Source organism: Allohahella marinimesophila, assembly GCF_039538005.1.
Taxonomy (GTDB): domain Bacteria; phylum Pseudomonadota; class Gammaproteobacteria; order Pseudomonadales; family Oleiphilaceae; genus Allohahella; species Allohahella marinimesophila.
The window spans coordinates 119173-136372 of record NZ_BAABBO010000007.1 but is presented as its reverse complement, the minus strand read 5'-3'; the positions used below and the strand labels follow the sequence as shown (position 1 = coordinate 136372).

Annotated in this window: 15 protein-coding genes; 9 read left to right on the top strand and 6 right to left on the bottom strand. The window is 58.7% G+C overall.

The window, feature by feature from the left end; translation table 11 throughout:
• Nucleotides 1-100 precede the first annotated feature (100 nt).
• The 5 genes from ABD735_RS06280 to ABD735_RS06260 are packed head-to-tail and all read left to right on the top strand — an operon-like array spanning nucleotide 101 to nucleotide 6038.
• Nucleotides 101-1714, top strand: a complete 1614-nt coding sequence (locus ABD735_RS06280; protein WP_344804439.1) for an ABC transporter substrate-binding protein — start codon at nucleotides 101-103, stop codon at nucleotides 1712-1714.
• Between the two features lie 8 nt (nucleotides 1715-1722).
• Nucleotides 1723-2751 (top strand): ABC transporter permease, encoded by a 1029-nt coding sequence (locus ABD735_RS06275; RefSeq protein ID WP_344804437.1) that lies wholly within the window; start codon nucleotides 1723-1725, stop codon nucleotides 2749-2751.
• 1 nt (nucleotide 2752) lies between these two features.
• Nucleotides 2753-3667 (top strand): ABC transporter permease, encoded by a 915-nt coding sequence (locus ABD735_RS06270; RefSeq protein WP_344804435.1) that lies wholly within the window; start codon nucleotides 2753-2755, stop codon nucleotides 3665-3667.
• On the top strand, nucleotides 3667-5349 hold the full coding sequence (locus ABD735_RS06265; protein ID WP_344804433.1) for a dipeptide ABC transporter ATP-binding protein: 1683 nt from the start codon (nucleotides 3667-3669) through the stop codon (nucleotides 5347-5349). Before ABD735_RS06270 ends, ABD735_RS06265 begins: the two co-directional genes overlap by 1 nt.
• Nucleotides 5346-6038 (top strand): GntR family transcriptional regulator, encoded by a 693-nt coding sequence (locus ABD735_RS06260; protein ID WP_344804431.1) that lies wholly within the window; start codon nucleotides 5346-5348, stop codon nucleotides 6036-6038. Before ABD735_RS06265 ends, ABD735_RS06260 begins: the two co-directional genes overlap by 4 nt.
• Nucleotides 6039-6047: 9 nt before the next feature.
• Here ABD735_RS06260 and ABD735_RS06255 read toward each other — a convergent pair whose 3' ends face one another.
• On the bottom strand, nucleotides 6048-7307 hold the full coding sequence (locus ABD735_RS06255) for an amidohydrolase/deacetylase family metallohydrolase (protein ID WP_344804429.1): 1260 nt from the start codon (nucleotides 7305-7307) through the stop codon (nucleotides 6048-6050).
• Nucleotides 7308-7513: 206 nt separating this feature from the next.
• Between ABD735_RS06255 and ABD735_RS06250 the strand changes: the two genes are divergently transcribed.
• Genes ABD735_RS06250 through ABD735_RS06235 form a run of 4 tightly spaced genes read left to right on the top strand, consistent with a single transcriptional unit; the run spans nucleotide 7514 to nucleotide 12540 of the window.
• A complete protein-coding gene (locus ABD735_RS06250) occupies nucleotides 7514-9949 on the top strand; it encodes a xanthine dehydrogenase family protein molybdopterin-binding subunit (RefSeq protein WP_344804427.1) in 2436 nt (811 codons plus the stop codon).
• A complete protein-coding gene (locus ABD735_RS06245; RefSeq protein WP_344804425.1) occupies nucleotides 9946-10794 on the top strand; it encodes an FAD binding domain-containing protein in 849 nt (282 codons plus the stop codon). The genes ABD735_RS06250 and ABD735_RS06245 overlap by 4 nt, the downstream gene beginning before the upstream one ends.
• Nucleotides 10784-11998, top strand: coding sequence for a 2Fe-2S iron-sulfur cluster-binding protein (locus ABD735_RS06240; protein WP_344804423.1), 1215 nt, complete (start codon nucleotides 10784-10786; stop codon nucleotides 11996-11998). The genes ABD735_RS06245 and ABD735_RS06240 overlap by 11 nt, the downstream gene beginning before the upstream one ends.
• A gap of 35 nt (nucleotides 11999-12033) precedes the next feature.
• Nucleotides 12034-12540 carry a MarR family winged helix-turn-helix transcriptional regulator gene (locus tag ABD735_RS06235; protein WP_344804421.1) on the top strand — a complete coding sequence of 169 codons (507 nt, stop codon included), beginning with the start codon at nucleotides 12034-12036 and terminating at the stop codon, nucleotides 12538-12540.
• On the opposite strand, the gene ABD735_RS06230 is transcribed toward ABD735_RS06235, so the two are convergent.
• The 5 genes from ABD735_RS06230 to ABD735_RS06210 all read right to left on the bottom strand — a co-directional run bounded on the left by ABD735_RS06230 (nucleotide 12537) and on the right by ABD735_RS06210 (nucleotide 17189).
• Entirely contained in the window at nucleotides 12537-13241 is a 705-nt protein-coding gene (locus tag ABD735_RS06230) for an ABC transporter ATP-binding protein (protein ID WP_344804419.1), read from the bottom strand. The genes ABD735_RS06235 and ABD735_RS06230 overlap by 4 nt on opposite strands.
• A complete protein-coding gene (locus ABD735_RS06225; RefSeq protein WP_344804417.1) occupies nucleotides 13228-14034 on the bottom strand; it encodes an ABC transporter ATP-binding protein in 807 nt (268 codons plus the stop codon). Before ABD735_RS06225 ends, ABD735_RS06230 begins: the two co-directional genes overlap by 14 nt.
• Nucleotides 14031-15101 carry a branched-chain amino acid ABC transporter permease gene (locus ABD735_RS06220; RefSeq protein WP_344804415.1) on the bottom strand — a complete coding sequence of 357 codons (1071 nt, stop codon included), beginning with the start codon at nucleotides 15099-15101 and terminating at the stop codon, nucleotides 14031-14033. The genes ABD735_RS06225 and ABD735_RS06220 overlap by 4 nt, the downstream gene beginning before the upstream one ends.
• Nucleotides 15101-15973 carry a branched-chain amino acid ABC transporter permease gene (locus tag ABD735_RS06215; protein ID WP_344804413.1) on the bottom strand — a complete coding sequence of 291 codons (873 nt, stop codon included), beginning with the start codon at nucleotides 15971-15973 and terminating at the stop codon, nucleotides 15101-15103. The genes ABD735_RS06220 and ABD735_RS06215 overlap by 1 nt, the downstream gene beginning before the upstream one ends.
• Before the next feature lie 64 nt (nucleotides 15974-16037).
• A complete protein-coding gene (locus ABD735_RS06210; protein WP_344804411.1) occupies nucleotides 16038-17189 on the bottom strand; it encodes an ABC transporter substrate-binding protein in 1152 nt (383 codons plus the stop codon).
• Nucleotides 17190-17200: the final 11 nt, after the last annotated feature.

The window sequence follows — 17200 nt, the reverse complement described above, 5'->3', positions numbered from 1 at the left end:
GCCGCGCCCTGCGGCGACTCGAACCGTTTCTGCACAGAGTGGACCGACAAATGCATACACCTGCTTCAGACATTCGAGTCCATCTGCCAGAGGCCATCACATGCATCGTCGTACTTTCGTCAAGAATCTTGCAGCAGGTGCTGCCACCCTGCCCTTTCTGAAGACTATGACGGCTTTCGCTGCGCCCATGAAGAGCATGGTCGTGGTGATCGGCAGCACGATCAACAGCCTCGATATCCACCGCAGTGGCACTAACCGCCCGAGCTATCAGGTGGCGATCAATTGCTACGACCGCCTGTTGTCATTCGGTACCAAAACCCTCGCAGACGGCTCACTCAGCTACGATTACGATACCTTGACACCAGAGCTGGCCGAATCGTGGACAGTCTCCGACGACGGCATGACGCTGACATTCAAACTGCGTAAGGACGCAAAATTCTGGGATGGCAAGCCAGTCACGGCCGCCGATGTGAAGTGGTCGTTCGACCGCGCTGTTTCACTCGGCGGCTTCCCGACCGTGCAAATGAAGGCTGGCTCACTGTCTGAGCCGGAACAGTTCACAGCCAAAGACGATCACACCTTCGTGATCACGCTACCGCACCCTTCGAAACTGACCCTGCCGGATCTTGCGGTCCCCATCCCCATCGTCATCAACTCGGCACTGGCGAAGTCTAAGGCCACGAAAGAGGATCCCTGGGCAACAGAGTATCTGCATCGGACACCTGCAGGATCAGGCGCGTTCAAGGTGGAACGCTGGAACCCTGGCCAGCAACTGGTATATGTACGGAACGATGACTGGGTATGCGGTCCGTTGCCGCAGGTCGAACGAGTGATGATCAAGGAAGTGCCCTCACAGTCGACCAGGCGCGCACTGATCGAGCGCGGGGATGTGCATATCGCCCATGACATCCCTCCCAAAGATGCGAAGGAACTTGCAGACAAGCAAGGCGTGGAGGTCACGAGCACGCCTATAGAAAACTGCATGTATGTGCTGTGCACGAATCTCGAATTCGAACCATTCAAGAACAAGAAGGTCAGGCAGGCGATTGCCTGGGCATTGCCTTATGCTGACATCTTCCAGAATGCCGCTTACGGCAGAGGTGTGAAGATGTGGGGTGGCAATGACGCAAATCCCGAAAGCATCGCCTGGCCGCAGCCTTTTCCCTACGACACCAATCTTGAGAAGGCCCGGCAGCTACTGTCCGAAACCGAGTACAAGGACGGCTTCGAAGTCCCGCTGTCCTTCGACCTGGGTGAAGCTGCCTGGGCGGAACCAGCAGCCTTGCTGATTCAGCAGTCACTCAAGGACATCGGCATCAGAACGACGATTGATAAAGTACCTGCTGCAAACTGGAGAACGCTGGCGCTGGTTGAAAAGAAGCTGCCACTACATCTGGAGAACTTCGGCGGCTGGCTCAACACGCCGGACTATTATTTCTACTGGGCCTACATCAAGGGCAACCTGTTCAACTCGTCGAATTATCATAACGAAGAAATTGTAAAACTGGTGGATGACTCCCTGTACATGGCGCAGGACAATCCCGCTTACGCCCCGAACGTTCGGCGCATGATCGACATCGCCTTCGAAGACGTTCCGCGAATCGCCCTGTGGCAGCCGACCCTGAACGAGGCCATGCGACCTGGCGTCGAAGGCTATGAATACTGGTTCCATCGGCAGCTCGATATACGCACCCTGGACCTCGAGCAGAGCTGACACTCGATATGCACCTACATCCGAAACTGAAGTTCGTGTGCTTGCGGCTGCTGCAGGCGGTGCCGGTGGTCTTTGGCATCCTCGTAGTGTGCTTCCTGCTTACGCGGGCGTTGCCTGGCGACCCGGCAGCGTATTTCGCTGGCGCCATGGCCGATGCCGAATCCATCGAGCAGATGCGCGAGAAGATGGGTCTGAACCAGCCATTGCCAATTCAGTTTCTCGCCTATCTCAACGACCTGGCCCATGGTGATCTCGGCTACTCGATATCGACCGGCCAGCCGGTGCTCACGGAAATCGCGACCAGGCTACCAGCCTCACTGGAGCTGACCCTGCTCGCCATGCTGTTGTCGGTAAGCATCGCTGTGCCGCTTGGCATTCTGGCTGCGACTCATCCGGACTCCTGGATAGATCATGCCTGCCGCTTTATCGTAACGGCTGGCGTTTCGCTACCGACTTTCTTCACAGGGCTTGCCCTGTCCTACCTGTTCTATTACCTGCTCGGGTGGGCACCTGCACCAATGGGGCGACTGGACATGATGTCACTGCCACCACCGGCCGTGACCAATTTCTACGTCCTCGACGCGCTGATTGCGGGCGAGACCGAAACGGCGCTCGCGGCCCTCGGCCAGCTCTGCCTGCCGGTCATTACCCTGGCATTGTTCACCCTCGCACCGATCGCCAGGATGACCCGAGCGGCAATGCTTCAGGTCTTGTCCGGGGACTTCATCAGAACGGCGAGAGCGGCCGGGCTGGCACCTCGCAAGATCCTCTATCGCTACGCACTCAGGAATGCGATTCTCCCGGTGGTGACCACCCTCGGCATGGTGTTCTCCTTTGCGCTGGGAGCGAACGTTCTGGTCGAAAAGGTGTTTGCCTGGCCCGGCATCGGATCATTTGCCGTGGAGGCACTGGTGGTCTCCGACTATGCCGCCGTTCAAGGATTCGTGCTGGCGATGGCTCTGCTGTTCATCACACTGAACCTTGTCATCGACATCACCTACACACTCATCGACCCGCGCCTGGGGCTGGAGAGTTGACATGCTGAAAGAGGCGCACAGTGCCCAGCTTCCCGGTTTGTTCGAGCCCGATTTGCCAGAACCACCGCAAAGAAAGTCCTGGTTGCACCATGTCGGCTATGTACTGACCCAGAATCCCGTGACCGTCGTGGCGTTCAGTCTCTTCCTGCTCATGGTGCTGACGGCTGTCTTCGGTCCTTATCTTGTTCCGTACGATCCGCTGGCTACAGACTCCGCAGTTGCCATGCAGCCACCGTCCGCAGCTCACTGGTTCGGCACCGACCATCTTGGCCGGGATGTGTTTTCCAGAGTGGTCGTCGCCACCCGGCTCGATCTTGGGATAGCTGTGTCGGCCGTCGCGCTGGCGCTTGCCGCTGGTATATTTCTGGGAGCCGCCTCTGGCTACTTCGGCGGCTGGACAGACCGGATTACTGGTCGCCTGATGGACACCATCATGGCCTTCCCACTGTTCGTGCTGGCCATGGGCATCGTCGCAGCCGCCGGCAACACCATTGAGAACATTATTTACGCGACGGCTATCGTCAACCTGCCCTTCTACACAAGGATGATTCGTGCCGAGGTCAATATTCGCCGCGACGCTGGCTTCGTGCAGGCTGCGCGTCTCTCCGGCAACGGCGACTGGCGGATACTTATGTGCCAGATTGTGCCCAATACCATGCCACCCGTCATGGTCCAGCTATCGCTCAACATGGGCTGGGCCATACTGAATGCTGCGGGCCTGTCGTTCATCGGCCTCGGCGTGCGACCGCCGACGCCGGAATGGGGCATCATGGTGGCCGAGGGTGCCAACTTCATCGTCTCTGGCGAGTGGTGGCTTGCGCTCTTCCCAGGCCTTGCGCTCATGCTGGCGGTATTCACCTTCAACCTGATGGGCGACGGCCTGCGTGATCTCGCCGATCCACGGAGGCGCACCTGATGACTGCTCCATTGCTGACCGTCGAGTCCCTGAGTATCGAATTCGTCACCCGTGGAGGCAAGGTCACTGCCGTCGATACCATCGATTTTTCGGTCAGGAAAGGTGAAACCCTTGGCATCGTTGGCGAGTCAGGATCAGGCAAATCTGTCACCTCCTATGCACTCATGAGAATTCTCGACCGTGCGGGCAGAATTGGCGGCGGATCGATACGCTTTGCTGGTGTAGACATCACCGGGGCGACCGAGCGCACGATGCGCGAGCTGCGCGGGCGCGAGATCTCCATGATTTTCCAGAATCCCAGGGCGGCCCTAAACCCGATCCGTAGCGTCGGATTACAGCTCGAGGATGTGCTCATTGAGCATGGCCTGGCGACACGGGCTAACGGACGAGACCGGGCGATCGCGATGCTCACTGCCGTCAGAATCCAGAACCCCGAGCAGCGCTACAGCGCCTTCCCTTTCGAGTTGTCTGGCGGCATGTGTCAGCGCATCGTGATCGCGCTGGCGTTGGCCTGTCGTCCACAACTTCTGATCGCTGATGAACCGACTACCGGCCTGGACGTGACAACACAAAAGACCGTGATGGACCTGATTGTCGAGCTGACAGCAGAGCGCAATATGGCCACGATCCTGATCACTCACGACCTGGGCCTGGCGTCACGCTACTGCGACCGAATCGTGGTGATGGAGAAAGGTCGGATCGTCGAAGCGAACACGGTGGAGGGGCTTTTCGCCAACCCTTCCCATCCCTATACACGCAAACTGCTGGATGCCACACCAAGACTCGATTCGAGCGTTGCTTCGCTGCTACCCGCTGACATGAGGACAGCAGCCAGCACCATCGACAGCCCGTCGACACCATCGCTGGCGCGTGGCACGCTACTGCTGGCGGTGCAGAATCTGAGAAAAGTATTCGCGGAAGGCAGCAGCACCGAGCACGTCGCCGTGAAGTCGCTCAGTTTCGATCTGTACGCTGGCGAAAGTCTCGGGCTGGTCGGCGAAAGTGGCTGTGGCAAGTCGACCACCTCATCGATGATCATGCGACTGCTCGATCCAAGCAGCGGTAGTATCATTTTCAATGGCGAGGAGCTGGCGGCGACTCCGGCACTGAAGTTTGCGCGACACCCCATGCGCAGCCAGCTACAGATGGTCTTCCAGGACCCTACCGAAAGTCTGAATCCGCGCTGGGTCGTCAGGCGCGCCATTGCCGATCCATTGTTGAGGCTGGGTGAGTTCAGCAGCAAACAGGCCCGCAATGCACGGGTTGAAGCGCTCGCCGATCTTGTCGGGCTGCCACAGGCCCTGCTCGACCGCTTTCCGCATCAGCTCTCCGGCGGTCAGAAAGCCAGGGTGGGTATTGCCAGGGCACTGGCGCTGGATCCGAAACTCATCATTCTTGACGAGCCGACAGCCGCGCTGGATGTCTCCGTCCAGGCAATCGTTCTGAACCTGCTGGTCAGCCTGAAACAGCGGCTTGGCATCAGCTACCTCTTTATCAGTCATGACCTCAACGTGGTCAGACTGATGTGCGACCGTGTCATGGTCATGCAGCATGGCGAGATTGTCGAGAGCGGCGAGAGTCAGGCCTTGCTCAAGCATCCGAAGCACCCCTACACACAGGCCCTGCTCGATGCGATCCCAGTCCCTCCCGCGAGGTCCGTGCCACAGGCCCGGGCCATATGACAGCTTCGAAGGCGGCGCTGGTTCGTCAGGGCACCACTGTAGACCGCATGCTCGAACTGCTGTCGGACGACATCGTCAGCGGTCGCCTGCTGCCGGGCACGAAGCTCGAGGCCCAGAGCGTGGCCAGACGCTTCAGCGTTTCACGTACACCAGTCCGCGAGACCTTCAGCCAACTCGCTGCGCTTGGTCTGGTTGAACGCAGGCCTAATCGGGGCGTGACCGTGACAGAAATGTCCGAGGGCAGTCTCGGAGCGATGTTCGAAGCCATGTCGGAGCTCGAGGCGGCGTGTGCGAGGCTGGCGGCCTTACGCATGTCACTCGCTGAACGTCAGGCCTTCAGGCAGGCGCATATCGAGTCGATCGATATCGTGCGTGATGGGCAGCCTGACGATTATGACCACTTCAATCACGGCTTCCACACCAGGCTTTTTGAAGGCAGTCATAGCCCATACCTGATCGAACTGGCTCAAGCCACTCGAGCTCGCGTTAAACCTTTCCGCCGCGCTCAGTTTCAGGTGCCAACGAGGGCGAGTGTCTCCTGGGAGGAACATGACGCCATCGTTCAGGCCATCATGGCCGGCGACCCGGAGGCTGCGGCGCGCGCCACTCGCAGCCACCTCTCATCAGCAGGGCTGGCATCATCGAATTTCGTCAAGCACAGCCAGACCGGTCGTCTTCAGTCTTCATGAGGCCGCCCCTCAGCCAGCGAGAGCTTCAGGTTGAACCACGACCGGACTATCGACATCGAAGCGTTTGCCCGCCTTCAGCGAGAACGCTGGTGAGAACGCGACGTCTGATATCGCAGTTCCGCCACTGTTATCAGTCAGCCGGAACTGCCCCTTGTGATACCTGAGCACTGCCACGTCAGCGGTCATACCTTCGCTGAGCGAGCCAATCTCGCCAGTCATGCCGAGCATCTCTGCCGGGCCACTGGTCACCGTCGCGATGATCCTGTCCAGCGGCATGCCAAGCGCATGGAGTTCTGTCATCGCATGAGTCAGGCAGAAGCGTGTCTTGCCGTAGAATGGGTTGTCATGAAGATCACTGGAGGGCTCGGCAGCACTGGTATTGTAGCCGTGCATATCGGCACCCAGCGTGTCAGGGTAGATACCTGCTTCGATGACCTTACGGGCCATTTCAAAGCTGAAGTGCGAGCCATGGCCAACGTCCACTTTCACACCGAGTCGCATGGCTTCCCGCACGATCGGATGCACTTCCCCGGTCTTGGAGGAGATGAAGCCGCCGGGGTGCCTGGTGAAGGGATGTGCGAGCACGTCGCCAGCCTGCATCAGTGGCACCAGCTCCTCGATGACCGCATCAGGATCGTCGATACCCTTACCAGCCTCTGGCCACAGCTGTCCCAGGTGGATGTAGAGCGGCACGCCGATGCCTCGGGCGATATCGCGCGCCTGACGGATGACCGCCATGCCCCAGCGGGACATGCCGCCAATTTCAGCGTGGGCCTTGATACCCTTGACAAGATCGCGGTTGGCCAAGCCGATGTCGATCGTCCTGCTGACGTCAACGTCGTCCGGGCCATAGAGCTGGGGATAATGATGGCCTTCGAGCCCACCCACCAGGTATGCAGAGAGGAAACACAGCACCCGGGTATCAGACGCTTCGCTGATGAAATGCCTGAAAGCAGGCAGCGTCATCAGGCTTGGTCCGCCCTGATCGACGATTGTCGACACACCTGCCCTGACCCCGCAGACATCGGGGTTGAGACCGAAACGGCCGGTGACATGCTGGAACACATGACCATGGGTATCGATGAGACCGGGCGTGACGATATGACCACTGACGTCAATAACCTCCGTCGCCGCAGAGGGCTTCAGCTCCGGACCAAGCGCTGCAATCCTGCCTTGCAGAACGCCGACGTCCATCACCGCATCGCGCGCATTTGCAGGGTCGATCACCCGGCCGCCTTTCAGGATGGTGTCAAATTGTGGGGAAGTCATTACGCGTGTCTCCTGTATGAACTCGTCAACTGGACCGCAGCCGCAGACGACTGCCTGATAAAAAGCACCAAAGCACTGGCATTCCATGCCACGAACAACTTAAACTGGAAATACGCAGTACACTAACTATATGGCTTTTGCCCTGCCGCGTCGAGGGCTTTGGCCGAATTTGCACTGGCGCGCAGGCAAGATGAGGACATCGACGGATGACAGCATTCGGTGAGCAACAGACTACCGGGCATCTGCCGGCGGGAGCGGGGAAAACGCGCGGTGTTGGTGCGCGAACGCCTCGCAAGGAAGACGATCGTTACATGCGCGGCCGGGGCCAGTATATCGGCGACATCAGCATGGCTGGCATGCTCGACGTCGCATTCCTGCGTAGCCCGTTGGCGCACGCCCGCCTGGGCACCATCACCAAGCCTCAGGCGAATGCAGCATCGATCTTTACGGCGGCGGATCTCAAGGGTGTGAAACCAATTCGCGCAGATTCGGCCCTGCCCGGTTTCAAGTCATCCACACAGCCAGTGCTCGCTGACGAAAAAGTGCGTTACGTCGGTGAACTGGTGGCTGCCTGTGTCGCACGGAGTCGTGCTGAAGCGGAAGACCTGCTCGATATGATCGAGGTCGACTACGATGCACTACCCGCCGTGCATGACATGCTATTGGCCCTCGAGCCGGACAGCGCGCTGGTGCACGAGTACTGGGGCGACAATATGTTCCAGCACACGCTATTGAGCGGTGACACCGGGCATGGCGATATCGACCGGATCAGGGAACAGGCTGTCTACAAGGTGGAACGCGAACTCAGAACCTCGCGCCAATGTATGGCGCCCATGGAAGGTCGCGGCGTCGTGGCCCAATGGGATCACAGGCTGGAACAACTGCTGGTGTATACCTCCACCCAGATTCCTCACGTGGTACGGACCGGACTGTGCGAATCACTCGGTCTCACCCACGAACAGATCCGTGTTGTCGCGCCGGACGTCGGCGGTGGCTTTGGCTACAAGGGTCTTCTGCTGCCGGAGGAAGTCTGCTGCGCGTGGCTGGCAATGCACCTGAAACGGCCAGTGCGCTGGCTCGAAGACCGGCGTGAGCAGCTCACCGCCAACGCCAACTGTCGCGAACATCATTATCGGATGACGGCGTATGCAGATGCCCGCGGGCGTCTGCTGGGCATCGATGCAGAGGCCGTGGTCGACGCTGGGGCGTACAGTTCATATCCCTTTTCCGCCTGCCTGGAAGCTTCGCAGGTGGCCAGTATTCTACCTGGGCCCTACGACTTTCCGGCGTATCGTTGCAGTGCCCGCTCGGCCGCCACCAACAAGCCACCGATACTGCCTTATCGTGGCGTCGCCAGAACTGGCGTCTGCTTCGCGATGGAGGTGACGCTTGATGCACTGGCACGGGCGGTCGGGCGAGAGCCCACAGATCTTAGAATGGATGCTCTGGTGCACAAGGCCGACATGCCTTTTACCAATGTGACCGGCAAACATTTCGACAGCGGCGACTATCGTGAGTGTCTCAGCCGTGCCGTCAAGGCCATCGATATCGAAGCTGTTCGCAGGCGGCAAGCGTCCGGCGAAGCCGACGGACGGCTGATTGGCGTCGGCGTGTCGATATTCTGCGAGCAGTCGGCGCATGGCACCTCGGTTTACGCGGGCTGGGGCATACCGATGGTGCCGGGTTACGAACAGGCCACCGTCAAGCTGACACCCGACGGCGGTCTGGAAATCAAGGTCGGTATCCACTCACATGGCCAGGGACTTGAGACCACATTGGCCCAGGTAGCAGAAGAAATACTGGGTATTGACGTAGCGCGCGTTCGGGTCGTGCATGGCGACACCGGCTCCACGCCCTACTCTACGGGCACCTGGGGTTCACGCTGCATGGTCATGGCTGGCGGCGCAGTGGCCACGGCCTGCCGGGAGCTCATCGAGCACCTGCTGACCATTGGTTCACATCTGCTACAGGCCCAGCCTGAAGAGGTCAGCGTCGAGGCGGGACAAGTGCGCCATAGCGATGGCCGCAGTGTGAGTCTCGCCGAGGTTGGACGGGTCTGGTATCTCGAACCTCAGTCATTACCAGCTAACGTAAGCGCTTGCGGCCTTGAGGTCACAGCTGGCTACAAGCCGACCCGTGACAGCGGTACCTTCAGCTACGCCGCGCATGCGGTCATCGTAGCTGTCGATCCCGAACTCGGTACCACCAGCATACTGCGCTACGTCGTCGTCGAAGATGGTGGCGTACTGGTCAATCCGATGATCGTCGACGGCCAGGTCATCGGGGGTATTGCACAAGGTATCGGCACGGCGCTCTACGAGGAAATGCCCTTCGATGGCAACGCCCAGCCACTGGCATCGACCCTTGCCGAGTATCTCCTGCCAGGCGCGACCGAAGTGCCGGAGATTGAGATCGACCATATGGAGACGCCGTCGCCTTACACCATGTTCGGCCAAAAAGGTATTGGCGAGAGCGGTGCCATCGGTCCGCCTGCAGCCATCGTCAACGCCATCAATGATGCTCTTCGGCCGCTTGGTGCTGAAGTGACAACCCTTCCCGCCAACTCGCACAGAGTACTGGAAGCCATAGCGCTTGCTCGGAATGCCATCGAGCGTCCGGCCATCAGGAGAGCACAAGCATGAAAGCGCACGCCTTTGACTACCAGATCGCCAGTACGGTCGAGTCGGCCTGCGCAGCTTTGCAGGGCGATGTCCGGCTTGTCGCCGGCGCTCAGTCCCTTGGCCCGATGCTGAATCTCCGTCTGGCCCGCCCTGACATGTTGCTGGATATTTCGCGACTGCCCGCGCTACGGACTTTTCAGGCAACAGCAGAAGGTCTCATCATCGGTGCCGCGATCACCACGGCAGAAATTGAAGACGGCCTGCTGCCGGACACCACAAATGGCATTCTGCCGCGTATTGCCAGCGGCATTGCCTATCGATCGGTGCGTAACCGCGGCACCATCGGCGGCAGCATCGCCCACGCCGATCCGAGCGCAGACTGGTGCACGACGCTGAGTGTGCTGAATGCCGAAGTCATTCTACAGTCACGATCCAGCCCTGCCGGATTCATGAGCAAGGAGCGCCCAAGCAGGCGACGAATGCCAGTGAACGCGTTTCTGACAGGGGCTTTCACTACGCGCCTGGCCAAAGACGAACTCATCGTGGCCATATATATTCCCCGCGTCGATGCAGCCACTCGATTTGGCTACTTCAAGCTCTGTAGCAAGACTGGCGAACTGGCCCATGCGATGAGCGCTGTCTTGGTCTGTGCCAGCGGTGAACAGCGAGCTGTCATTGGTGCCCTTCCCGGGTCACCGATCATGCTTGAAGGCAGCAGCGCCTTCGATGAGAAGGTCTGGCGTCAACGACTCAGCCAGGCGGCACCTCAGATGCCTCCGCAGACACTGCGCACGCATCTGCATGTGCTGCAGAGAGCGATGAGCGATTCCACACAGACTTATGGAGCAAAACATCGTGGCAGCTGACAGACAGCCAGTACAAATAATGGTCAATGGCCTGGCAAGATCAGAGTTGGCGGAGCCCAGGCGTCATCTTGCCGACTTCCTTCGTGAGGACCTGCATCTGACCGGCACTCATCTTGGCTGCGAGCAAGGTGTCTGTGGCGCCTGTGTCGTGCTCCGCAACGGTGTCCCGGTTCGCGCCTGCCTGGCCTACACGGTCGCCTGCGCAGATACCGAGATACTGACTATAGAGGGCCTGGATGAAGACGCCGTGATGCAGACGCTTCGAGCGGCATTTACTGCAGAACACGGCCTGCAGTGCGGCTTCTGTACACCAGGGATGCTGGTTACGGCCAGGGATATCGTGCTGCGCCACGCCGGGAGGCCTGCGATCGACGATCAGGTGATTCGGGTAGCGCTCAGTGGCAATCTCTGTCGCTGCACCGGCTATAACGGGATCGTAAAGGCCATTCGCAGAGCTTTGGGTGAGGTATCGGCCTGGCCGGAGCCGGAACTGGCCCGGTTCCGGACATCGACTGCCCAGGCTTCGTCCCACAACGGCTTGCAGTCAGGCGAGTTCGACGCCCTTTCAAGCATCCCTCTGGCCCAGTCACCGTCCGACAATAGCCGGGTCGATACTGATGGGCTGTCGACAGGTGAGCGCGAAGAGGCAGGCAATACTGCGCCTGGTATCAACTCGACCTTTGTCCTCCGACACCCGCTGGAGACAGTCTGGAAGGTCATTCGCCACGATATCGCCACTGTCGTAGCCTGCCTGCCGGGTGCAGACATCACCAGCATTAGTAAAGACGGGCGCATCGAAGGTCTCTTCGTCGTGAGCATGGGCCCTGTGGCCGCAAAGATTGCAGGCGAAGGCCAGGTCACTTATGACGACAGTGCGTTCACCGGACTGGTGAAAGGCGAAGGCAAAGACAAGCGCTCGGACTCCCGCGCGCATGGAGCCTTGCACTTTCAGCTCAGCGAAACTGCGGATGCACACACTCGGATGACCGCCACTATCAGTTTCGAGCTGACCGGCATGCTGGCTCAGTTCAGCCGGGGTGGCATGGTCGATGCCGTCGTCCGCTCCCTGATTGAGCAGTTCCGCCTCAATTTCGAAGCCCGGCTCAATGGCGAGGTTGCACCGCAGGCGAAGTCACTCAGCGTGTTCAGATTGATGATTGTGGCTTGCCGCCACTGGCTGAAACGATTATTTTCAAGGCGTTGATGTGCATCAGTCAATTCATCCATGGAACAGCGTACATGCCCAGACAGTCCCAGCCAGCTCCAGACACCACGGACGACAGTTTCCAGCGTATTCATGACGCGCTGGCCCATCGGCCCGGCTTCCTCATTCGCCGGCTGCATCAGATACACGTTGCGCTGTTTCTGGAAGAGTGCGCAGGCTTCAATATCACGCCAGTGCAGTACAGCGTACTCACGGCGCTGCGGGAAACAAGTCTGGATCAGAAGTCGATCGCCATCGCCATCGGCATAGACCGGGCGACTATGACAGAAGTGCTGAAGCGTCTGGATAGTGCTGGCTGGATTCACCGCGTGAAAAGTGTCGCGGATAACCGCAGACGGATCGCCAGCCTGACGCCAGCCGGTCGCGACCTGCTCGAGGCCATGGACGAAAAGGCCCGCAGAGCTCACGAGCGCACCATTGCCCCACTCGAAAAGGCTGAGCGCGAGCAGTTCGTCAACTACATGATGCAGCTTGTCGATGCCGGCAATGACTACGGCCGTGCCACCCTGAAAATCAGTTAGCCGCCCAGGTAGATCTTTCTGATTTCAGGATTGGCCCGCATCTCCTCGGCACTCCCATCGAGCACCACTCGCCCGGAACTCAGCAGGTAGGAGCGATCGCAGAGTTCGAGGGCCGCGTAGGCATTCTGCTCGACCAGCAGCACGGTAGTGCCTGCTTCCTGTATTTCTGAAATCAGTCTGAACACCTGTTCGACGAAGTTCGGTGCAAGCCCCAGCGAGGGCTCGTCGAACATGATGAGGCGTGGTCGTGACATCATTGCTCTGGCGATGGCCAGCATCTGCTGCTCACCACCGGACAGCGTGCCAGCAGGCTGCTTCAGGCGCTCCCGCAGTCGCGGAAACATATTCAGCATCTTCTCGGTATCCTTTCGAATCCCCTGACGATCAAATCGCTGATAGGCGCCCATCTGCAGGTTCTCGTGAACCGTGAGATGGGGAAATACACGACGCCCCTCCGGGCAATGTGCGATGCCCTTGGCAATGATACTCTGCGTGCTACCGTTCTGAATCTCGTCCCCATCAAAAATGATACGGCCTGAGACGACGGGCTCGAGCCCACTGATCGCTCTCAAGGTCGTCGATTTCCCCGCGCCATTCGAACCGATGAGGGTGACGAACTCACCATCTTTCACCTGCATCGAGACTTCATTCATGGCGATGGTCGCGCCATAGCGCACAGTCACACCTTCAAGCTTCAGCACGTTTCAACCCCGTTCCAAGATAGGCTTCAATGACATTGGCATTCTGCTGGACCTCCGAAGGCAGACCCTCCGCGATCAACTGCCCCTGGTTCAGCACCACGATGTAGTCCGAGATCGACATCACCATATGCATATCATGTTCGACGAGCAGAACAGTCACGCCGGAGTCGCCAATGCGTCTGATCATCGCCTTGAAGTCATCGGTTTCCGAGGGATTCAGTCCTGCGGCTGGCTCATCGAGCAAAAGCACCTTTGGCTGCGCGGCAAGGGCAATGCCAACACCAAGTCTGCGCTGCTCGCCGTACGACAAGGTTTCCGCCATTTCAGACGCACGATGCCTGAGTTCGAGAAAGTCGAGCATGTCGTTCGTCAGCTGTCGCAGGCGCCGCTCTTCCCGCTGGAAGGCAGGTAAACGCAGCAGTGACTGCAGCATTGAGCATTGACCACTCAGGTGGAAAGCCGTGAGCAGGTTGTCGAATACGGTGCTCTGGTCGAATACGCTGGTGCGCTGGAAGCTCCGCACCAGCCCCTGGGCGGCTATCCTGTGTGGACTCATCCCGGTGATCGTCTGGCCCGACATCGTCACAGTGCCAGCCGTTGGCGGCATGTAGCCTGAGATGACGTTGAAGGCTGTCGTCTTGCCAGCGCCGTTTGGACCTATAAGACTGACGATCTTGCCTGGCTCGATATCGAAGCTGACATCGTTCAGCGCGACGAGCCCGGAAATCTTTACCGTAAGGCCCTTGACCGATAGCGCGTATGCCGCTTTATCGTCCGTTACTGGTGTGTTCATGCCGTTCTCCGCTCCTCCGGTCTGATCGTTTCGGAGTGATGCTTCTCCGGCGCGCGCTTTTCGGGCGGGAGGCGTCCCGACCGAATCCACGCCAGCCACGAGTAAAGTGCCGGCACGATGCCCTTCGGCATGAAAATCAGAATCAGTACCATGAGGGCGCCATACAGTATCCACTGCACCTCTGGCTCGACAACACCTCGAAGCAGTTCGGGTAGCAGACCAAAGATCAGTCCGCCCACGACCGGCCCGGCCAGGGTCCCTTTCCCACCGGAAATCACCATGATCACCATGGTCACGGTGTAGATGAACAGGAAGACTTCGGGATCGATGATGCGAACCGTGTGTGCATACAATCCGCCTGCCGCGCCAGCAATGCCCGCGGAGATGACGGCGGCGATGGTGAGATATCGCGTGACCGGAATACCGACAGAGGTGGCGAGCGTTTCATTCTCCCGCAGTGCAATCATGGCACGCCCGATTCGTGAGTACACGAGGCTTGCGACCAGAAGATAAGCCACCACTCCGACAGCGAGCACCAGCCAGTAGGTGGCTGATTTCGACACCAGCCGAATCGTGCCCTCACCCGGCCACCAGATAGTCAGTGGTGGTATGGAAATCAGCGCCATCGGGCCCTCAGTCAGATCCACCCAGTTGAGCGCAACCATGCGCATGACCTGGGCGAAGCTGATCGTGATGACAACGAAGTAGGCGCCGCGCACCCGAAAGGCGAGCCTGCCGAGCCCCCAGCCAAAAATGCCAGTGACGACTATGGCCATCAGGAAGGCAATCCAGACCGGCTTCGGCTCGACCACCAGCTGAATACCGAAGCCAAGATGGACATCGAAGCCCAGCGTCAACAAGGCGCTGGTATAGGCGCCGATTCCAAAGAATGCGGCGTGACCCAGGCTCAGCTGACCGGTGAAACCCAGAAGAAGATTGAGACTGATCGCGGCAATGATCATGATCCCCGCAGCGCCGAGTACAGACAGCATGTAGGGATCTGGCCAGATGATTGGCAGCAGGGCCAGCGCTATGACCCAGACGAAAAACAGTGTATGACGCTGCATCAGCCCACCCGCTCTTTTCGGGTGAACAGGCCCTGCGGACGGAACAGCATCACCAGGATGATGACAAGAAAACCGAAAGCGTCACGATAGCCTGTTGAAATATAACTGGCCCCGAACTCTTCGATGAACGCGAGCAGGAAGCCGCCAATGGCTGCGCCGCCCAGATTCCCGAGCCCACCAAGAATGACGATAGCAAAGGCTTTCAGGCTGGCCAGGTCGCCCATGGTCGGTGTAGCCACGAAGATGGGCCCGAGCAAGGCACCGGCTATCGCAGCCATGCAGGAGCCAATTGCAAAGGTCAGAGTATAGACACGCGAGACATTCACACCAACGATTCTGGCTGCATCCCGGTCCTGAAAAGTGGCCCGGACAGCGAGGCCAAACCGAGTCTTTTCGATGCCAAGATAAAACAGCACCAGCAAGACAATAGCCAGGCAGAGTACGAAGAGCCGCGTTGGGGAAATGGCAATATCGGCAAATACCAGCGGGCTTTGTGAAAACGGTGAAGGAATGATCTTGGCGACACCGCCCCAGACCATCAATTGAAGATTCTGCATCACGATCATGATGCCGATCATGATGAGCATGACTTCATCGATATTGCGTAGATTCCGTTTTCGCAGAAATACGAATTCGATGAGCGCCCCGACGATCAGGCCGATCAGGGCTGCCAGCACAATCGAAACGAAGAAGTCGATTTTAAGCAGTGCGACGAGGCCATAGGCGGCATAAGCGCCGAGGGCATAGATCTCACCATGCGCAAAATTGACCACGCCCATGATGCCAAAGATAATCGTGAGACCAATCCCGAGCAAGGCATAGGTCGACCCCAGCACCAGCGCGTTCATGGCATGTTGAAGCACTTCGTCCACTGCAGAACTCCCTGGAAATCTGAATGTTCAGCAGGCGGCTTCGAACACCGCCTGCTGACGCTGATCAGTAGGCTGTCACAGCGCCATCTTTCAGCTGGACAATGTAGACGTTCGGCATGCTCTGGCCACTTTCCTTGCCTTCTGGACCATCCTTCTCGAAGGCGATGTCGCCGTTCACACCCTTGACCTTCACATCCCAGAGGGCCTTGCGAATAGCCTCAGGCTCGGCCTTGCCAGCATCTTCGATCGCCTGGGCGATCGTTAGAATGCCGTCGTACCCACGAAAGCCTTCGCTCAAGCCAGGGAACGGCAGATCCTTCTCTTTCCAGGCGGAGACGAACTCTTCAGCGATGTCCGGATACACTGCGCTGTCTGCAGTCCATGGCGAGAAGAACAACAGGTGGGTGCTGACATAACCCTTGGGTCCAGGCGATGCGATCAATGGCTCTGGAAAGGATCCACCTGTGGTTACGATTCGCTGGTCAAGACGCTGCTCTGCCGCCTGCCGGATACCCAGGGTCAACTGTTCGACGCCCGAAGTCAGAATCAGGGTGTCGCTACCACTCCCCTTCAGGCCAGCCAGCTGCGCTGAAAGATCGGTGGCATCAGGCGCGATCGTTTCGACTCTGCCGATCTTGACACCTTTTTCAGTGAGCACTTCCTTGAAGGCTTCCGTGGCGCCGAGTCCCCAATCGTTATTGACCGACAGGAAGTCGACCTGCTTGATGGGAGGATCGAATGAATCGAGCTTCTTGCCGAAGGCAATGGCTTCCATCTTAGATGTCGGGCTTATTCTGAAGACCCATGGATTGCCTGCGCTCGTCACCTTGCTGGATGATGCGGTCTCAACCAGCATTGGCACGCCATATTCTTCCAACTTGGGCATTGTGGCGAGGGTAAAGGTTGAACCCCAGGCACCCATCATGACCGGAACCTTGTCACTGAGAATAAGCTTCTCCGCTGCATTCACAGCTTCTCGCGGGTTCGACTTGTTATCCTCTATGACCAGCTCGATCTGCTTGCCCAGCACGCCGCCCTCGCTATTGATTTTCTCGGCGGCCAACCGGGCACCGTTGGCGACATAATTTCCCGAGGCTGCGACGGAACCAGTCAGAGGCTCCGAGACACCGATCTTTATGGTATCAGCCGCCAGTGCGGAGCCTGCACCGAGTCCGCTGGCTACCATCGTTGCTATGAACAGTCTTGTGCTTAGCATTGTGTGTTACT

Coding starts and splice junctions, on each gene's coding strand:
- ABD735_RS06280 (WP_344804439.1), top strand. CDS start 101: ATGCATCGTCGTACTTTCGTCAAGAATCTTGCAGCAGGTGCTGCCACC.
- ABD735_RS06275 (WP_344804437.1), top strand. CDS start 1,723: ATGCACCTACATCCGAAACTGAAGTTCGTGTGCTTGCGGCTGCTGCAG.
- ABD735_RS06270 (WP_344804435.1), top strand. CDS start 2,753: ATGCTGAAAGAGGCGCACAGTGCCCAGCTTCCCGGTTTGTTCGAGCCC.
- ABD735_RS06265 (WP_344804433.1), top strand. CDS start 3,667: ATGACTGCTCCATTGCTGACCGTCGAGTCCCTGAGTATCGAATTCGTC.
- ABD735_RS06260 (WP_344804431.1), top strand. CDS start 5,346: ATGACAGCTTCGAAGGCGGCGCTGGTTCGTCAGGGCACCACTGTAGAC.
- ABD735_RS06255 (WP_344804429.1), bottom strand. CDS start 7,307: ATGACTTCCCCACAATTTGACACCATCCTGAAAGGCGGCCGGGTGATC.
- ABD735_RS06250 (WP_344804427.1), top strand. CDS start 7,514: ATGACAGCATTCGGTGAGCAACAGACTACCGGGCATCTGCCGGCGGGA.
- ABD735_RS06245 (WP_344804425.1), top strand. CDS start 9,946: ATGAAAGCGCACGCCTTTGACTACCAGATCGCCAGTACGGTCGAGTCG.
- ABD735_RS06235 (WP_344804421.1), top strand. CDS start 12,034: ATGCCCAGACAGTCCCAGCCAGCTCCAGACACCACGGACGACAGTTTC.
- ABD735_RS06225 (WP_344804417.1), bottom strand. CDS start 14,034: ATGAACACACCAGTAACGGACGATAAAGCGGCATACGCGCTATCGGTC.
- ABD735_RS06220 (WP_344804415.1), bottom strand. CDS start 15,101: ATGCAGCGTCATACACTGTTTTTCGTCTGGGTCATAGCGCTGGCCCTG.
- ABD735_RS06210 (WP_344804411.1), bottom strand. CDS start 17,189: ATGCTAAGCACAAGACTGTTCATAGCAACGATGGTAGCCAGCGGACTC.